General features: G+C 55.2%; 25 protein-coding genes. 3 read left to right on the top strand and 22 right to left on the bottom strand.

The genetic code is table 11. The features are described 5' to 3' along the window. Window position 1: 1 nt before the first annotated feature. The 21 genes from DC3_RS02175 to DC3_RS30115 form a co-directional block, all read right to left on the bottom strand. On the bottom strand, window positions 2-208 hold the full coding sequence (locus DC3_RS02175) for a hypothetical protein (RefSeq protein WP_146881940.1): 207 nt from the start codon (window positions 206-208) through the stop codon (window positions 2-4). A 174-nt stretch (window positions 209-382) separates the two neighbouring features. Continuing rightward, on the bottom strand, window positions 383-943 hold the full coding sequence (locus DC3_RS02170) for a hypothetical protein (RefSeq protein WP_146881939.1): 561 nt from the start codon (window positions 941-943) through the stop codon (window positions 383-385). A 255-nt stretch (window positions 944-1198) separates the two neighbouring features. Continuing rightward, the gene (locus tag DC3_RS02165; RefSeq protein WP_146881938.1) at window positions 1199-1777 is read right to left on the bottom strand and encodes a hypothetical protein; all 579 of its coding nucleotides are present in this window, start codon (window positions 1775-1777) and stop codon (window positions 1199-1201) included. A gap of 2 nt (window positions 1778-1779) precedes the next feature. After that, on the bottom strand, window positions 1780-1989 hold the full coding sequence (locus DC3_RS02160; RefSeq protein WP_146881937.1) for a hypothetical protein: 210 nt from the start codon (window positions 1987-1989) through the stop codon (window positions 1780-1782). Beyond that, entirely contained in the window at window positions 1986-2207 is a 222-nt protein-coding gene (locus DC3_RS02155; protein WP_146881936.1) for a hypothetical protein, read from the bottom strand. Before DC3_RS02155 ends, DC3_RS02160 begins: the two co-directional genes overlap by 4 nt. Next, window positions 2204-2467, bottom strand: a complete 264-nt coding sequence (locus tag DC3_RS02150) for a hypothetical protein (protein WP_146881935.1) — start codon at window positions 2465-2467, stop codon at window positions 2204-2206. Before DC3_RS02150 ends, DC3_RS02155 begins: the two co-directional genes overlap by 4 nt. Further along, on the bottom strand, window positions 2464-2757 hold the full coding sequence (locus tag DC3_RS02145; RefSeq protein ID WP_146881934.1) for a hypothetical protein: 294 nt from the start codon (window positions 2755-2757) through the stop codon (window positions 2464-2466). The genes DC3_RS02150 and DC3_RS02145 overlap by 4 nt, the downstream gene beginning before the upstream one ends. Further along, entirely contained in the window at window positions 2754-3317 is a 564-nt protein-coding gene (locus tag DC3_RS02140) for a hypothetical protein (protein WP_146881933.1), read from the bottom strand. The genes DC3_RS02145 and DC3_RS02140 overlap by 4 nt, the downstream gene beginning before the upstream one ends. Then, entirely contained in the window at window positions 3314-3850 is a 537-nt protein-coding gene (locus DC3_RS02135) for a hypothetical protein (protein WP_146881932.1), read from the bottom strand. Before DC3_RS02135 ends, DC3_RS02140 begins: the two co-directional genes overlap by 4 nt. Beyond that, window positions 3847-4239, bottom strand: coding sequence for a hypothetical protein (locus tag DC3_RS02130; RefSeq protein WP_146881931.1), 393 nt, complete (start codon window positions 4237-4239; stop codon window positions 3847-3849). Before DC3_RS02130 ends, DC3_RS02135 begins: the two co-directional genes overlap by 4 nt. After that, window positions 4226-4603, bottom strand: coding sequence for a hypothetical protein (locus tag DC3_RS02125; protein ID WP_146881930.1), 378 nt, complete (start codon window positions 4601-4603; stop codon window positions 4226-4228). Before DC3_RS02125 ends, DC3_RS02130 begins: the two co-directional genes overlap by 14 nt. Continuing rightward, window positions 4572-5123 (bottom strand): hypothetical protein, encoded by a 552-nt coding sequence (locus DC3_RS02120; RefSeq protein WP_146881929.1) that lies wholly within the window; start codon window positions 5121-5123, stop codon window positions 4572-4574. Before DC3_RS02120 ends, DC3_RS02125 begins: the two co-directional genes overlap by 32 nt. A gap of 65 nt (window positions 5124-5188) precedes the next feature. Beyond that, complete coding sequence (locus DC3_RS02115; protein ID WP_146881928.1) at window positions 5189-5746, bottom strand: hypothetical protein; 558 nt, start codon at window positions 5744-5746, stop codon at window positions 5189-5191. Continuing rightward, window positions 5743-6024, bottom strand: coding sequence for a hypothetical protein (locus DC3_RS02110; RefSeq protein ID WP_146881927.1), 282 nt, complete (start codon window positions 6022-6024; stop codon window positions 5743-5745). The genes DC3_RS02115 and DC3_RS02110 overlap by 4 nt, the downstream gene beginning before the upstream one ends. A gap of 74 nt (window positions 6025-6098) precedes the next feature. After that, on the bottom strand, window positions 6099-6332 hold the full coding sequence (locus tag DC3_RS02105; protein ID WP_146881926.1) for a hypothetical protein: 234 nt from the start codon (window positions 6330-6332) through the stop codon (window positions 6099-6101). Continuing rightward, a complete protein-coding gene (locus DC3_RS02100; protein WP_146881925.1) occupies window positions 6329-6748 on the bottom strand; it encodes a hypothetical protein in 420 nt (139 codons plus the stop codon). Before DC3_RS02100 ends, DC3_RS02105 begins: the two co-directional genes overlap by 4 nt. Further along, complete coding sequence (locus DC3_RS02095; protein WP_146881924.1) at window positions 6741-7070, bottom strand: hypothetical protein; 330 nt, start codon at window positions 7068-7070, stop codon at window positions 6741-6743. Before DC3_RS02095 ends, DC3_RS02100 begins: the two co-directional genes overlap by 8 nt. Beyond that, window positions 7067-7456, bottom strand: a complete 390-nt coding sequence (locus tag DC3_RS02090) for a hypothetical protein (RefSeq protein ID WP_146881923.1) — start codon at window positions 7454-7456, stop codon at window positions 7067-7069. The genes DC3_RS02095 and DC3_RS02090 overlap by 4 nt, the downstream gene beginning before the upstream one ends. After that, the gene (locus DC3_RS02085; RefSeq protein WP_146881922.1) at window positions 7453-8205 is read right to left on the bottom strand and encodes an AAA family ATPase; all 753 of its coding nucleotides are present in this window, start codon (window positions 8203-8205) and stop codon (window positions 7453-7455) included. Before DC3_RS02085 ends, DC3_RS02090 begins: the two co-directional genes overlap by 4 nt. Then, window positions 8205-10325, bottom strand: coding sequence for a TnsB C-terminal domain-containing protein (locus DC3_RS02080; protein WP_186815772.1), 2121 nt, complete (start codon window positions 10323-10325; stop codon window positions 8205-8207). The genes DC3_RS02085 and DC3_RS02080 overlap by 1 nt, the downstream gene beginning before the upstream one ends. A 52-nt stretch (window positions 10326-10377) precedes the next feature. Next, window positions 10378-10611: a helix-turn-helix transcriptional regulator gene (locus DC3_RS30115; RefSeq protein ID WP_146881920.1), complete on the bottom strand. Its 234-nt coding sequence runs from the start codon at window positions 10609-10611 to the stop codon at window positions 10378-10380. 97 nt (window positions 10612-10708) lie between these two features. Between DC3_RS30115 and DC3_RS02070 the strand changes: the two genes are divergently transcribed. Beyond that, a complete protein-coding gene (locus tag DC3_RS02070; RefSeq protein ID WP_146881919.1) occupies window positions 10709-11401 on the top strand; it encodes a S24 family peptidase in 693 nt (230 codons plus the stop codon). Window positions 11402-11642: 241 nt separating this feature from the next. Continuing rightward, the gene (locus DC3_RS02065) at window positions 11643-12563 is read left to right on the top strand and encodes an MBL fold metallo-hydrolase (RefSeq protein ID WP_146881918.1); all 921 of its coding nucleotides are present in this window, start codon (window positions 11643-11645) and stop codon (window positions 12561-12563) included. 60 nt (window positions 12564-12623) lie between these two features. Here DC3_RS02065 and DC3_RS02060 read toward each other — a convergent pair whose 3' ends face one another. After that, the gene (locus DC3_RS02060; protein WP_146881917.1) at window positions 12624-12827 is read right to left on the bottom strand and encodes a hypothetical protein; all 204 of its coding nucleotides are present in this window, start codon (window positions 12825-12827) and stop codon (window positions 12624-12626) included. Window positions 12828-13234: 407 nt separating this feature from the next. Here DC3_RS02060 and DC3_RS02055 point away from each other — a divergent pair, with 407 nt between their 5' ends. Further along, on the top strand, window positions 13235-14221 hold the full coding sequence (locus DC3_RS02055) for a sulfate ABC transporter substrate-binding protein (protein WP_146881916.1): 987 nt from the start codon (window positions 13235-13237) through the stop codon (window positions 14219-14221). Window positions 14222-14224 lie beyond the last annotated feature (3 nt).

Below are 14224 nucleotides of genomic sequence, written 5' to 3'. Positions count from 1 at the left end.
GTCAGTTTCCTTTTCCTGTCAGCAGCTGGGACAGGGCCAGAAGGATGTAGGCTCCCACCGTGAAGACGGTGTTCCAGTTGATTTTTCGTTTGGGACGCATTTCGCGGTTGTATTTCTCTGCCAGTTCCTTGGCGAGTCTCCACTCCCGGAGTTCCTGCACCTTCTCTTCCAGGACGCGAATCCGTTCCTGTTCGTCTGTGGCGGTCACATGTTGCCTCCCAAAAGCAAAACCCCGAGAGTCTGGCTCTCGGGGTCGGGATACTTTGTCTTTCTCAGGATAGGCAATTCTGTTCAGCCGTTCTTGGACATCTCCACTTGCGGTTCTGGCTCCTGCAGGCCACAAAAAAACCACCCCTGAGGGTGGTTCTGGATTCTGTTTCAGTCAGTCCCGGATGCGTTTCAGACAGCCATACGCTCTAAGGGATGCCCAGAGGTCTTCAAATGCTGCAGCTGCCATCGCCCAGTCCGGCTGGACGCTCACATGCTTCTGGGTGTCAGCATCCCATTTGTTCTTTTCGTACCAGAGGTATTCCCGGATTTTGGTCACGTCCTGTGCTTGCATGTTGTGCAGGATTCTGAGGAAATCTCTTTCCAGGATGGTCCACTTGGCAACCTGCAGGGTCCGGTCAGGATCGGGGCTCTTGCAGTCCATTGTGTTGGTCAGAATCACCTGAGAAATCTTCCACTGGCTGTTCCTGAGGGCTGTCGCCAGAAGGAAGGGGTATCCGGTCATTTCCGCTTTGGGGGCGGCCCTTTGGGGCTCTGGGGTGTCGGTGAGGGCTCCTGCTTTGCTGAGGAGTTCGGAAACAGAGACATCTGCCAGGGACCTTCTTCGGGTTCGTCTGCGAGGTTCAATTCCCGATTCGACACCACGAATGGTGTGGTCGTTTCGTCGGGCAGCCACACTTCCACGGACTCCCTGCGGATTTTGTATCTCGGACATGTGGGATTGGTGCATACGCGGTATCTCCGGTACAAAACCCGTCCGTCTTTGTCTGTTTCCGTTTTCCCGTTGTCGATCACGCGGGTCGGTTGTAGACATTCATTGCATTCCAGCCCGGCCATTTTGCTGTGCCCCTTTCTGGAGATGCTGAACTGAACTTTGGGGTTTCATGAATTCCAGCTGTGCTGGTGATTTCATCCTAGCCTAAGGTTCAATTCAGCAAATGGACATCTCCACTTAAATGTAACGGTGTCTTTACGCTTCGCTGGGAGCCTGTTCCTGCACGGATTTTAGACCTGAGTCTAAGGGGTTTCCCTGAGTTCGAAGCTTCACATTCCCCTCTAACTCTTCCCTGGTCAGAAACCGACCTGGAAGCACAGAAATTCTGTGCAGCTCAGCGTTGGGGTTTCTGTAATCTTTGATTAACCTCAGGGTGAGTTCCTGGCCGTGCAGGGGATTGCCCATGATGTTCTGCATCTCAATCCACTGTTCCAGGGGTCTGGACATGCCGCGACGGGCCACCAGAAGCACCAGCATGTTGCCCGTCTGCAGGACCACAGACAGTTCTTCACTGCAGCGTGGAGGGGTTTCAAGGTGCCACTGCCTGAGCTTGCAGTCCTCACACTTGCCCCTGGTGGTGTCGCTGCCATCCACGCACATGGGCATGGAAGCCCGTCCTGTCCACTCAGGCCACAACACCCAGTTCTTCTGGAACTCCAGCATGATGGCACCAGAGATCTCCTGCAGGACCTCCCCGGTCATGGTGTTGAAAAAGATACCTGCCTGGTAATCCACGCGGATGATCGGAATTCGGGGTTCAGGGGTCCCGGTCATGGTCACTTTCTCCTGTTCTGGTTGCGTTTCTTGCGACGCTGGAAGAGGGCTTTTCTGGGGTGAGGTGGTTTGGGGGGTGCCGGGGGCTGAGGATTGCCATTCACCACGCTGTGGTAAAACCTCCGGTCCTGCTCTGCCAAAAGCTTCTGGGAATACTGGATCTCTTCGATGGTAGGGTCCTCTTCCACCACCTCAAAAGCTATAGATCTCACTTCGCTCCCTTCTGTGCCTTCTCAGTGGCCCTCTGGCACTTTGGACAGAAGCCATCTCCAGACTGAAATTTCTGGGTGACTTCTTTGATGGTGTTCACCAGTTCCAGGTCTGACCGGGCAGCTGCCAGGCCGCACAGGGTCCAGGAACCCTGCACAAAGTGGAACTGCCCACGCTGGTGCAGTTTGGTCCATCCAGCACGCTCTTTGGTCTGTGTCATTTGGTCCTCCAGGTTGAACTGTCATGCCCAGAAACCACCCACTCGTAAAGGCTCTCCAGCTCTGCAATTTTCTGAGCTGTTGCCCTTCCTTCCGTGAGGTGTGCAGGGATGTTGGGTTTCTCAAAGCTTGCGAGTTTGATCTTGGCAAGGAGGATTTCACGCCTTTCCTCTCGCCGGGCCAGAGCTTTGACTTCAGGGACAGTTTCAGCAAGCAGAGCTTTCTGATGGGGTGGAAGGGAATCAAAATCATCCCAGTTCATCTCCATCCCCACTTTCTGGCACGGGAAACCTGTAGTTTCCGGGAGCGGTTTCCACGCCGGATGAATTTGGCTTTTCGGGCGATCTCGAACCTGCTCTGAGGCACTGGGCAGGGCTCCTGTCTGGAGAGCACCAGGTCCAGCGATTTACCAATAGACCGGACTGGGATCTCACCTGACGCCCGGTAGACGCCACGGACAGGTTTGTCACTCAGGGCATAGTGGATCTGCATGGCCTGGATCTGGACCCCACCCAGGGTGATGGTGACTTCACTGAAACTGAAGCTGGTCATGCGTCCTCCGGCGTTCTGAGGATGGGCATCCAATGGGTGACCAGGGCATCGGTCTGCTCATCGTCATCCCAGAAGTCTTCTTCAGCGTTGTAGAAGAGGACCACAGGGAATCCGGCCATGATCACCAGATAGGTGCCGGACTCTGCAGGTTTCTGGGTAATGGGGGTCCAGCTGGGCACCTGTGCCCTGAGTCGGTCCACTTCCTGCAGGAGCATCCGCACATCTTCCGGGGCGTGAGCGATGGCCTCAGCGTCCGGGTGATTGATGCCCCAGAACTGGCCGCTGGAGGTCTCTGGATCTTGCTTCACAAGGTCCCTGCCTTGCTGCATTCCAAGATCACCCGGCTGGGGCTGAAACCAGGGCTGGGCATCCCTGAAGCCCACCCGCTCGAACATCATCACGACCCGTCTACCGCCCCAGGTGGTCGTGAGGTTGATGTCTGTCTGCTTCAGGCTGTCTCTGGAGACATACCCGGACCACTGCCAGGGTCCTCTGGTGGCCTTGCTCCAGCGGTCCCGGATGGAATCAATGGGGGTTTTCACTTCAGATGTCGCTGTCATGATTGACCCCCTGTCAGCCCCAGAACAAAGAGGGCTTCCTGCATGGCTTTTCTGGCGTAGAACTCTGCTATTGGTGCTGACACATAAGCCTCTGCAGGCACGATGGATTGCTTCAGGTCTTCAGCATGCTTGAGAGCCTGGAAAGCGTTCCTGCAGACTTCCAGGGCTTCCAGCAGGGTCCGAACGTCCTCAGGGGCTGCAGCAATGGCCTTTGCGTCTGGGTGGTCAATGGCATCGATCTGTTCTCGATAGCCCACCTCGTACTTCACGAATTCTCTCGCCCCAACCAGAAGGTCATTCCTCCCAAAACGGGGCTGAGCGTCGTTGGTTTTGCCCACCCGCTTGAAGTCCATCACGATGTTGCCATTGGCTTTGCTGGACAGGCGAATGGCTGTATGTTTGCTGGTCCTGCTCACGTGACCGAACCAACCCCAGGGGCCAGGGGTGGCCCTGGCCCAGCGTTCACGGATGGCTTGGATGGTGGCAGAAGATGGGGCTGTGGTGTGGATGGGTTTAGGCTCAGCCTGGGTCATGCGGACACCACCCCTGCAGCCTGGGCTGCTGAAAGAATGCCTTCCCACTCCATCTGATCCAGACCCAGGTCACCTGCACCTGGGAAGTTTTTCCTGGGGATCACCTGATCGTGCTGCAGGTACACCTGGACCAGGCGGAGCAAACCCCGGAAACTGGTGGGGCCAACACTGTAATTGGGTGCCTGGAGCAGCAACACAAAGCCCTTCCTGGGGTCGTTCCACCAAAAGAAACCTGCGTGGTCCACCAGCACCTGACCATGTAAGCCCCGCTCATGGAAGAACCCTGGATGGGTGGAAGCACTCTGGATTTTGCACAGCATGATGTTCACGGCCATCACAGCCACGACTTTCCGCTGCATGCTGGTGGGGTCCTGTTTAAGCTGTTTCATGTTGCTCCTTCATGCGTCTGAGAAGGTCCCGAACTTCATCCCACTGGTCATCTGTGAGCTGACTCATCCAGGCTGGGCGAAGTCCAAAGTTGGCTTCTGGGTGCTCCAGGCGGTACACACGGGCGTACCAACTGGTCAGGTTGTTGCTGATGTGAAAGGCATCCCCCTCATTCCTCATGCCCAGCTCGAAACGGATCACATGGCAGATCATGTCTGCAGAGAGGGTCCGGTGGGGGTTGAATTCGCGGTAACGGTCTGCCAGTTCCCGGAATGCCTGATAGGTCCTGTAGTTGTGCTCCAGGTGCCACAGGCAGTAGAGGTAGGGGTGTTCCTCAAACAGTGGGGGCTTCCGGTCCTGATCCATTTGCGACCTCCTTTTTGTCCTCTGGTTTGTCTTCTTTGAGGGTGAAAATCTTGCCCGGGGCGTGGCACCGCAGAACCCGCCTGTAACTCATGGCATCCGGGGCAATGCACTCCACCCGAAAGATTTCCTTTGTCACCAGCAGATCTGTGAATTTCTGCAGGCTTCCATCACGGATGGCGTGAGGCAGGATGGTGACAACAGAGGGGATCAGTTCTGGCCTGAACTCCTGTCCTTTGTAGATGAGGGTGTCTGGTGCACGATCCACACCACTAACAGGGCCACCAGCGGTGTTTGCACGCCACCGGAATTCCCCGATGTCTTTGTGTTTCTTCCAGTCCAGGTAGGCACTGCTGAGCCCCAGCCAATCAAAGCCAATGGCCTCGCACTGGGCAGCCATGCTCAGCAGGTCTGCTGCACTGGCAGTGGCCTTGATCTCTCCAGCCTTGCCAGGGTTAAAGGGCTTCAGGGACATGGGGGGCACGTCTGGTTGGTAGTCGTCTCGCTTGTCTTTCCAGGTCATGATGTCGTTCCCTCCTGGCTTTGCGTGTCTTCACATGTAGACACGCAAAGCCAAAAAAAGATTTCTCAGTGCGGGTTTACAGGAGATTTCCAGACTTCAGGGATGGGCTGGTCAAGCTGGAACTTGACGAAGGTGAAGAAGTGATCTTCAATGCACATCCAACCACCGGAATGCTGCTGGGCAGTCGCAATGTCTTTGAGCTTGTGGAGCAGAGCCAGTGGCACACCGATGGATTTGGGGTCACGGGCAGACTGGATCTTTCGCCCCATGTCCCATGCCAGATCCTCCCTGTCCATTTGCACACTGATCAGTTCAGCCCTGTCCAGCATGTGCTTCTGGTGGTACACAGCCCACATCTCCAGCTCTTTGACAGCCTGACTGCTGTCCACTTCATAAGCATCGAAGCGGTAACCGGGGCAATCCACATGGAAGGTCTGGTGCTGTCCGGTCTCTGTGTCGATCACCAGCAAGATCATGGTGTTGGGGTGCTCGAACTCGCCCCAGAAGTCACGGGCGAAAGATTCAGCTGCTTTGGGACGTTCTGTATGGATGGTGCTGTGAAAAGTCATGTAACGCTCTGGGGCCATCACACCGATCAGGAACTGATTCAGGTTGGTGCTCACAGCTCGACACCTCCATCCAGCAGGTCCTGCCCGAACTGGCGAAGTTCAGCCCTGCGGTGGTGGAACTCCACTTTTAGGGCCACTTCCCTGCAGTCCGCTTCATCCTCGACCATCCGGGCCAGATGGAGATATCCAAGGTTCCGCATGGTGCCTGCCATGTCACGGAGTTGGTTGGGCATCAGGTTCTTGCAGCGGATGCGGTTCAGCAGTTCACGTTCCACCAGCACGGGTCGCAGGGGCTTCACAATCTTGTGGGCCACCGCACGGGCAGGAAACATGGTGACATCCAAGGCACGCCGGAGGACTCTACGAATAAGGGCCAGACGGAAGGAAAAAGGGGTAGAGGGGATCATCAGATGGAGTCGCATAATTCTCCTTTTTCATCGACCTGAAGGGTCATGAGAGCATTGATAGCTTGGATTGGACTGCGACCATAGGCCACAGGGATGTTGCCCCACTCATGCCTCTCCTTGGTGGGAGCAAGCATGGATCTCCACTGGTAAGCACCCACGAAGTCGGTCAGCACCACAGCTTTCCAGGGATTCAGGGCCAGGAATTCCTCTACGGTTTTCGGGCCAAACATCATCCGACCAGGCCACCCTTTCTGGAGAGCACTTCTGCCAGGGCACGGTCATTCAGAGCAGTCTCGATGATGTCCGCATATTCTCGCTCCAGGGCAGCTTTCAGAGCCTTGCGCTCATGGTCCAGAACTTCCACCTGGGCCAGGTGCTTGTCGATGGTGACCTGCAGCTGTTCTTCCCGGTCCTTGCACTTGCTCCACTCCTGATCGGCTTCACAGGTCACCAGCACCCAAGCGTCCCGCATTTCCTTGTTGGTGATGTTGGGTGGAACCTGAAGGCGAATGGCGGCCTCACGGTGCTCCAGTTTGCGCTTCACTTTGCGAAGTTCCGCACGCTGGGCCACCAGAATTTTCCGGGCAGCATCAATCTGCTCAGGAACCTCCAGCAGACGGGTGATTCGGGCTCGAAGCTGGTTATCCATGGGTGTCCTCCAGAAGCTCAGAAAGCCACTGGTGCAGCTCTCTGATGGCAGTCAAGTCAGCAATTTCATAGGTTTGAATGGGTCCCTTTACATCACCAGGAAGGGTCGGGCCGTACTTCAGGACCCCACCACGGATCAAACGCCGGATCAGTTCAAAGGTGGTTTTCTTGGAGAATGCTGGGAATTCCCTGTAGATATCTCTGGCTGTCACACGGCCTTGCTTCACTGCGGTTTGGATGGCATGGCGTTTTGCAGGGCTGATCAGCAGGTGACACGCCTCATCCATGGGGTCAAAAGAGTTTGCAGAAGGATTCTCGTTCATCGAAAATCCTCCAGGTCGTCTGCAGTGAAGGCGTCCATGGCCTCATCACTGGTGCGTTCCATCAGCAACAGGAGCCTTTTCACCTGTCCGTACTTGCCGGGAAAGACACCCACAGAAACGCGGGTGTCGATCACTTCCATGAAGCGGTGGGTGCCCATGTTGTGGCCGGGCCGCATTTCTTCCATGTAGATGGTGCTGCCCACCTGCAGGTAGGGCATGTCCAGCAGCAGGCAGGTGGTGGGGGCTTTGGGCCATTTGCCGTCTTCTGTGACGTACAGGAAGGTGCCCACATCCTTCGCTGCAGGGACCTTGAGAGACTTCCCGTCCGGCTGAGTGACCTCAGCCAGACGTTTGGTGCTCTCACCACCAGGGCGGCGTCTCGTCATGACATCTCCTCGTTCACGATGGCGCGAATGTGTGCTGGAAGCAGGTTGGAGTAGGTGAGGTCTGTGCCGTTCAGCAGCTGGTCGCAGTTGCGGAACAGGGCAGTGATTTCACGGTGCACCCCTCCAGTGCACTTGTGGATTTCCAGCAGGGTTTCCTTCAGCCATCCGTCTTCCAGGTACAGGTCCACCAGTTCCTGGGCATCCATGGGGTTCACCCGCTTTTTGATCCAGACACGGCTGTCGATGTCCGGCCATTTCTTGATGCGTTCGCCCATGCTGGGAGAAGCAGACAATATAAAGGTGCTGCCTGAGGAGTCTGCAAGGTATTTCAGCAGGTCCAGGCTGTCATAATCGGCACGCTGGGCTTCGTCCAGAATGATGATTCTGGGGTTGTCCTTCAGCTGGTCGATCAGCACGCTGGTCTGCATGCGGTAGCCCTGTCCTGCGTTGATGCTCAGCAGGCTGGAAATGCGTCTCAGGATGTCTTTCGGCTGGGTTTTGGGCTCCAGTTCGAACATCAGGGCAGACCAGTTTTCCGAGTACCAGCGGAGGGTGGTGGTCTTCCCCACCCCGTGCGATCCACTGATCAGGGCCAGGGGTGCCTGCATCTTCTCTGCCTTGGCAATGGCACGGGCGATTGCCACGAAATTGCTGGTTTGTTTGAATCCAGCAGGTAAACTGGTGGCAACGGCACGGGTTTTCAGGAACTCATGCACGTTGTCGAGGGTTTCCAGGGACATTTTCATCATCAACGCTCCTCCTCAAGTTCGCGCTTGAGGTCAGCAAGGCTCTGGGGACGGCTCCCTCTCAGACGGGCCAGAATGGGGTCCGTGGCCGGAAGCTCTTTGGGGGCGATCACGTCAATCTGCACCTCTTGAGCTTTCGGGGCTGGGAGGGTATCGGTAACTTGATCCTGCATGTTCAGGGCACTGACCTGCAGGTTGCTCACCACGAATTCAGAACGTGCCCGTGCAGCTTTCTGCTGCTGAGCCTGTTCCAGCGTGGCTTTCAACTGACGTTTCTGCGCTTTCCTGAGTTCACGGGACTCTGCAGAATCTGCGATCATGGGGGCTGGGACAGCAAAGCCGATCAGCTCGAAGTGGCCGGACTTCTGGCGGTTCACAATGGCAATCTGGTCGTCACCCAGGTAATAGCGGTTTTCCACGATGGTCACCCGCATGCCGTTGAACCCTGCCAGTGCCCTGCTGCTCTGGTATTTCGGGCGTGTGCCGATGGCAACCGCACGGTACGGGGCCAGGGACCCATCCGGGATCTTGTAGAGAATGTTGTCCAGTTGCACCCCACCATCTGGGGTCACCGTGCGTTCGGTGTGGTAACCACTGGCAATCAGCAATTCCAGGTCGTTGTACTTCCTGAAGGACTTAGGGGCTGCTTCTTGCATGAACAGCTGATCGCGGGGCACCCCACGAACCGGCTGCTTGTGGTAAAAGCCGATCAGCCACGCCAGAACCCGGTTTTTATACTCCAGAAAGGTCATCAGGCGGTTTCCGTACCCTGGATCTTTCCCGGTGCTCACCCACTCTCTGGATGCCTCAGTCAGCTTCTCAAGTTCTTCATTGTCCCGTTCCACAGCATCAGGACCGACGTAACCGGGCAGGGTGGTTTCAAAGTCATGCAGAATACCGAACCAGCGTTCAATGGCTCCACGGGTGTGGCTCACATACGCTCTGGAGTGCACAATCTTGACGCCCACATACCTGCAAAGCTGGGCCAGGCGCTCACTGGTGTAGATCTTGCCGTTGTCACAGTACAGAACAGATGGTGTGCCCCACGGGTACGCAGGGTCAGATTTCTGGGTCAGCCCACGGACCAGAGCGGCCATCGTTGCGTCAGAGTCTTCCAACTCAGAGAAGTCCAGACCGACAATGCAGCCAGAATGAACATCAATGATCGCGTGGACCCGTGGCCGGAACGTCTTCCCGGTTGCAGGGTCGAACAGCAGGATGTCACAGCGGGTCATGTCCATTTCCCAGAGCTGGTTGCTGCTGAAGGTGGTCACACGTCCGTTGTAGGTCCTGAGGTATTCATCCTGTGCTGTGGCATCCATGAACAGCAGCCGGAGCATCGGATCATCCAGCATTTCCTTTTTGATCCGCATGAGGGTAGGCAGGCTCATGACTTTGGTTTTTCCACCTTTGGTGGAATACTCCAGAAGGTCAGGAGCAAACATCAGCAGGTTTTTGTAGATGGTCCTGACACTGGTGTGCACGGTGTTCGAGATGAACACGTTTTGCAGCTCATAGCGTTTCTGATCATCAATGACCCGCTGGTAACCCTTGTCCTTGCGCTTCTGTCGGGCAATGGCAGCAATGTCATTCTGGGATTCTTCAAGAAGTTTCACCCAGTTATATACAGTGCGATCAGACACCCTCAGGTCATCAGCCAGTTTCAGGATCAGACGACGGCGGACGTGCTTGTCCTGCTCTCGAAGGATGGGCTGCAGGGTCACATAGATGTACTCAACATGGGCATCAATGTCCAGGTCTTTCATCTGGATCTGCTGCCCTGGCTGGTTGCGGAGGATCATTTCGGATGATCCAGTGCTAAACCCCACCCCAAGCTGGACATCTCCAGAATTTGCCGTCTCACTGCCTGGATTTTGCAGATGATCAACTGCAGCACGGGTGATCTTCTGCAGTGATCCACTGCTCTTCTGCACCGGATCACCTGATTTTTGATCCACTGCAGAACTGGAGGGGACTTTGATGCCCAGGGTGGCCGGGTCAAAGAACACCACTTTACTGGCACCGTGACCGTTCGGGACCATCGCTGTTTCTTCGTAAATGGTTCCTGCAGCACGGGCTTTTTTGATCCAGTTTTTGATGGTGGGTTCAGGACGCCCTGCCATGACAGCGCATTCTTTCAAGGTGAAAAGGTGTTTTTTGCGCTTCTCCGAGAACCTAGGCATTAGAAATCAATTCCCCTGTATCCTTTTGTAGACATCCGTCCTCAAAAAAATTTGCACCCAGAGCTTCTTTCAGCTTGGTTGCAGTCTCCAGACTGATCCGTTTTCCGCGTGTGTTGCCGAGCAATGCATACACAGTGGCACGAGATAAACCGCTCCTCTCGGCCAACGTGACCGCTGACCAGCCCAGCTCATCCAACTTTCTTTGTATCCGATCTCCCAGTTGCACGTCACATCACCTCCTTGTCTACATACGTATAATTTTAATGCTACAAGTGTAGACACGTCAAGTAGAATTTACGCATCAGAGCCACTGGAGGCTATATATGAAGACAACTGCTGAACGCGAACAGCTCAAAGATCTGAGGGGACCCCTCACAGCCTACGTGGTCAACGCCATGAGACGAGACAACATCCCCACCGTGAAAGAGTGGGCTGCTCACCACGGCCTGGCACGTCCCACCCTGTACACCCTCCTCAGAGGCAGGGCCACCGCAACAGGGGTGCTGGTCAAACCCAGCCTGGACTTCCTTAAAGCGTTCTCAGATGCCGTTCGCGCCCCACTCCACGAACTCCTCTACATCCTGGAACCCGACGCGCTAGGTGCCGGAACAGCCTTCTCAGATCAGGTCAGAAAAGTTCCTGTTTACATCCCTGGCCGCGTGGGAGCCGGACCCCTGCAAAGCAGCCCCACCGACCAGACTGTCTATGTCGAAGCCGAATTTGCACAGGGCAAGGACCTCATCGGCTTCCTGGTCCAGGGCAACAGCATGGAAGGCGGCAGAAGACCCATCTTTGATGGAGACATCGTGCTGGTCAACCGAAACGACCTTGGGACAAATGGCAGTGTCGTAGTCGCCAGGATCGAAGATGATGGCTACGTATGCAAAAAACTGCGAGACACCTTCCTGGTCAGCACCAACCCGGAATTCACCGAACCCGGCATGACCATCATCAGTCCAGACCGAATCGCCCAGATCGTGGGTAGAGTGGTCAGAGTCATCTCAGCAGTGGATTGAATTCATCGAAAAATAAAATGAGACACCGAAAACTTGCACTGGATCACGCCTGATTACACTTCACCGGAATGCTGGTTGCGTCCTAGACGCGTTCGCCTGCCACGCATTCCGGTTGTTTTCTCGAAATTCCACTTTTTACACTTCGAACTGAACTTGATTTATGTGTGTGGGAACTAAAGATACACAACACTGTCCTGACACCTCCCACCCACCCCAAATCCAGTCCTGTATGATTGTTGACATGGATCATCAGGAATACATCGAGCCGAACTTCATCCGCCCCATCGATCCTGAGGAATTCTCTGTGGTCCTGCTTGGAACGGGCACCCCCCGTGCCTACAGAGGAGCCGCCAAGCCTTCTGTTGCCGTGATTGTGGCAGGCAAGGTCTTTCTGGTGGATTCCGGCGGTGAGGTGGTGCGGCAGCTGATCGAAAGTGGCATCATGCCCCAGCGCATTGAGCATGTGTTTTTCACCCACCACCATTACGACCACAACGGGGGGTTCATTGATCTGTTCATCAGCAGCTGGAGGACCCATGTGGGGATCATCGATGGCCGCAAGAACGCCATGAAGGTGTATGGTCCCACCAACACCCGCGAGATCATCCAGAAGTACCATGATGCTCTCTCTTATGACATCAGCCTGCGCCTGAGTTACAACAAGTCCGACACCGACGGTGCCCTGATCGAGTTCACCGAGCATGACAATGGAGTGCTTTACGATCAGGATGGGGTGAAGGTCACCGCTTTCGAGGTGGACCACCGTCCGGTGAAGCCCTGCATTGGCATGAAATTTGAGTACAAAGGCAGGTCTGTGGTGATCTCGGGAGACACCCGTCCAGTGGAGAACACGGTCCTTCACAGCCAGAATGCTGACCTGCTGGTGCACGATGCGTACAACAAGACCTGGCTGGACCAGATTGCAGAGCAGAACCCTGAACTTGCCATTCAGGTGACCAATCCGGCCAAATACCACACCACCACACTGGAGGCAGCAGAGATTGCTGCGAGAGCCCAGGTGAAGCATCTGGTGCTGACCCATCACATTCCTGCTCCAAAGAGAACCCCAGAGGCCGAGGCCTCTTATCTGGCAGGCATGGGCGAAATCTATTCTGGACCGATCACACTGGGTCGGGACCTGATGGAGTTCCGCATCCTCTAGGATTTCAGAACAACAAAAATCCCCTGACCTCTGCAGTCAGGGGATTCTGTTTTTCAGGGATCAGGCAACCAGACCGAGGAAGCTCTTCTCTGGAAGCTCCAGGGTGGTTTTGCCGATCAGGTAGAGGTCAAACGTTGCCCTGCGACCAAGCACCTGTTCAAAACGCTCCAGGCTGATCTGGAATTCCCCCCTGGGGGTTTGCAGAATGAGTTTGTTGCTTGTGCCGGGAACCCAGCGGACAGAAAGTTTAAGAAATGATGCCATACAGTCCTCCTTACGTGGAGACAGCATTGAAGGTTGCACCTGGGGTCAGGTGTGATTTGAGGTTTGGGATGCTTGAGAAGATCACAGAGGCTCGCTTTCGAGCACTGAAACCAGTGTAAAGTAGTTGATAAATTTTGTCAATTATAGGGATTTCCCCAGGTGATGTTGGGACATTTTGCCCTACCAGAGATGAAAAATCAAAAAGTGTAAGTTTAAACAAGCAGAGAGGCCAACTTGGACAACTTTTAGCAGAACGGTATAGAAAACACCCGAATCGAATAGTTGACAAAATTAGTAATCTTGTCTAAGATTCATCCATCTCAGGAGATGACCACTTCTGGGCGATCAAACTCTGTCCCACAAACCAAATTCAGCAAACACATGCACCCCATGTGGAAGGACGACCCATGCAAAAAACCACCGCTCTTCTGACCCTTCTGATCAGCTCCAGCGCCCTTGCAGCCAGCAACACCCTGCTCAACGTGTCTTATGACCCCACCCGCGAGCTGTATCAGGAAGTCAATGCTGCATTCGCCAAAAAATGGAAAGCCCAGACCGGACAGGACCTGACCCTCAACCAGTCCCACGGAGGCAGTGGAGCACAGGCCAGATCCGTGATTGATGGTCTGGAAGCCGATGTGGTCACCCTGGCCCTCTCTTACGACATCGACTCCATTGCCGACAATGCCAAACTGCTGCCCGAAAACTGGCAGTCCAGACTGGCCTACAACAGCTCTCCCTACACCTCCACCATTGTGTTCCTGGTGCGCAAGGGCAACCCCAAGAACATCAAAGACTGGGACGATCTGGCCCGCAATGGTGTGCAGGTCATCACCCCCAACCCCAAAACCTCTGGTGGTGCACGCTGGAACTTCCTGGGAGCCTGGGGCTACGCACTAAAGAAATACAAAACCGAAGCCAGAGCCAAAGACTTCGTGCAGAAAATCTACAAGAACGTGCCTGTGCTGGATTCTGGTGCCCGTGGCAGCACCACCACCTTCGTGGAACGTGGCATCGGTGACGTCCTGATCGCCTGGGAAAACGAAGCCCTGCTGGCCACCAAACAGCTTGGAGAAGGCAAATTCCAGATTGTGGCCCCCTCCATCAGCATCCTGGCCGAGCCCCCTGTGACCTGGGTGGACAAGAACGTCCAGAAGCACGGCACCGAAAAACTGGCCAGAGCCTACCTGAATTTCCTTTACTCCTCCGAAGGTCAGGAAATTGCAGCCAAGAACTACTACCGCCCCAGAAGCAAATCCATTGCTGCCAAATACACTGCACAGTTCCCCAAGGTGAAACTCTTCACCCTGCAGAGCACCTTTGGCACCTGGCGTGAAGCCCAGAAGAAGTTCTTCACCGACGGTGGCGTGTTCGACCAGATCTACCAGAAGTGATCG

It is taken from the genome of Deinococcus cellulosilyticus NBRC 106333 = KACC 11606, from assembly GCF_007990775.1.
In the GTDB taxonomy this organism is placed as follows: domain Bacteria; phylum Deinococcota; class Deinococci; order Deinococcales; family Deinococcaceae; genus Deinococcus_C; species Deinococcus_C cellulosilyticus.
The sequence above is the reverse complement of the archived record's forward strand: the minus strand, read 5'-3'. Positions and strand labels throughout refer to the sequence as shown.

Excerpts from the sequence above, each read along its gene's own strand:
- DC3_RS02165 (WP_146881938.1), bottom strand. The coding sequence starts at position 1,777 with ATGACCGGGACCCCTGAACCCCGAATTCCGATCATCCGCGTGGATTAC.
- DC3_RS02125 (WP_146881930.1), bottom strand. The coding sequence starts at position 4,603 with ATGGATCAGGACCGGAAGCCCCCACTGTTTGAGGAACACCCCTACCTC.
- DC3_RS02130 (WP_146881931.1), bottom strand. The coding sequence starts at position 4,239 with ATGAAACAGCTTAAACAGGACCCCACCAGCATGCAGCGGAAAGTCGTG.
- DC3_RS02150 (WP_146881935.1), bottom strand. The coding sequence starts at position 2,467 with ATGAACTGGGATGATTTTGATTCCCTTCCACCCCATCAGAAAGCTCTG.
- DC3_RS02080 (WP_186815772.1), bottom strand. The coding sequence starts at position 10,325 with ATGGCAGGGCGTCCTGAACCCACCATCAAAAACTGGATCAAAAAAGCC.
- DC3_RS02105 (WP_146881926.1), bottom strand. The coding sequence starts at position 6,332 with ATGATGTTTGGCCCGAAAACCGTAGAGGAATTCCTGGCCCTGAATCCC.
- DC3_RS02135 (WP_146881932.1), bottom strand. The coding sequence starts at position 3,850 with ATGACCCAGGCTGAGCCTAAACCCATCCACACCACAGCCCCATCTTCT.
- DC3_RS02055 (WP_146881916.1), top strand. The coding sequence starts at position 13,235 with ATGCAAAAAACCACCGCTCTTCTGACCCTTCTGATCAGCTCCAGCGCC.
- DC3_RS02090 (WP_146881923.1), bottom strand. The coding sequence starts at position 7,456 with ATGACGAGACGCCGCCCTGGTGGTGAGAGCACCAAACGTCTGGCTGAG.
- DC3_RS02095 (WP_146881924.1), bottom strand. The coding sequence starts at position 7,070 with ATGAACGAGAATCCTTCTGCAAACTCTTTTGACCCCATGGATGAGGCG.
- DC3_RS02060 (WP_146881917.1), bottom strand. The coding sequence starts at position 12,827 with ATGGCATCATTTCTTAAACTTTCTGTCCGCTGGGTTCCCGGCACAAGC.
- DC3_RS02155 (WP_146881936.1), bottom strand. The coding sequence starts at position 2,207 with ATGACACAGACCAAAGAGCGTGCTGGATGGACCAAACTGCACCAGCGT.
- DC3_RS02170 (WP_146881939.1), bottom strand. The coding sequence starts at position 943 with ATGTCCGAGATACAAAATCCGCAGGGAGTCCGTGGAAGTGTGGCTGCC.
- DC3_RS02145 (WP_146881934.1), bottom strand. The coding sequence starts at position 2,757 with ATGACCAGCTTCAGTTTCAGTGAAGTCACCATCACCCTGGGTGGGGTC.
- DC3_RS02120 (WP_146881929.1), bottom strand. The coding sequence starts at position 5,123 with ATGACCTGGAAAGACAAGCGAGACGACTACCAACCAGACGTGCCCCCC.
- DC3_RS02070 (WP_146881919.1), top strand. The coding sequence starts at position 10,709 with ATGAAGACAACTGCTGAACGCGAACAGCTCAAAGATCTGAGGGGACCC.
- DC3_RS02100 (WP_146881925.1), bottom strand. The coding sequence starts at position 6,748 with ATGGATAACCAGCTTCGAGCCCGAATCACCCGTCTGCTGGAGGTTCCT.
- DC3_RS02140 (WP_146881933.1), bottom strand. The coding sequence starts at position 3,317 with ATGACAGCGACATCTGAAGTGAAAACCCCCATTGATTCCATCCGGGAC.
- DC3_RS02065 (WP_146881918.1), top strand. The coding sequence starts at position 11,643 with ATGGATCATCAGGAATACATCGAGCCGAACTTCATCCGCCCCATCGAT.
- DC3_RS02085 (WP_146881922.1), bottom strand. The coding sequence starts at position 8,205 with ATGATGAAAATGTCCCTGGAAACCCTCGACAACGTGCATGAGTTCCTG.
- DC3_RS02110 (WP_146881927.1), bottom strand. The coding sequence starts at position 6,024 with ATGTTTCCTGCCCGTGCGGTGGCCCACAAGATTGTGAAGCCCCTGCGA.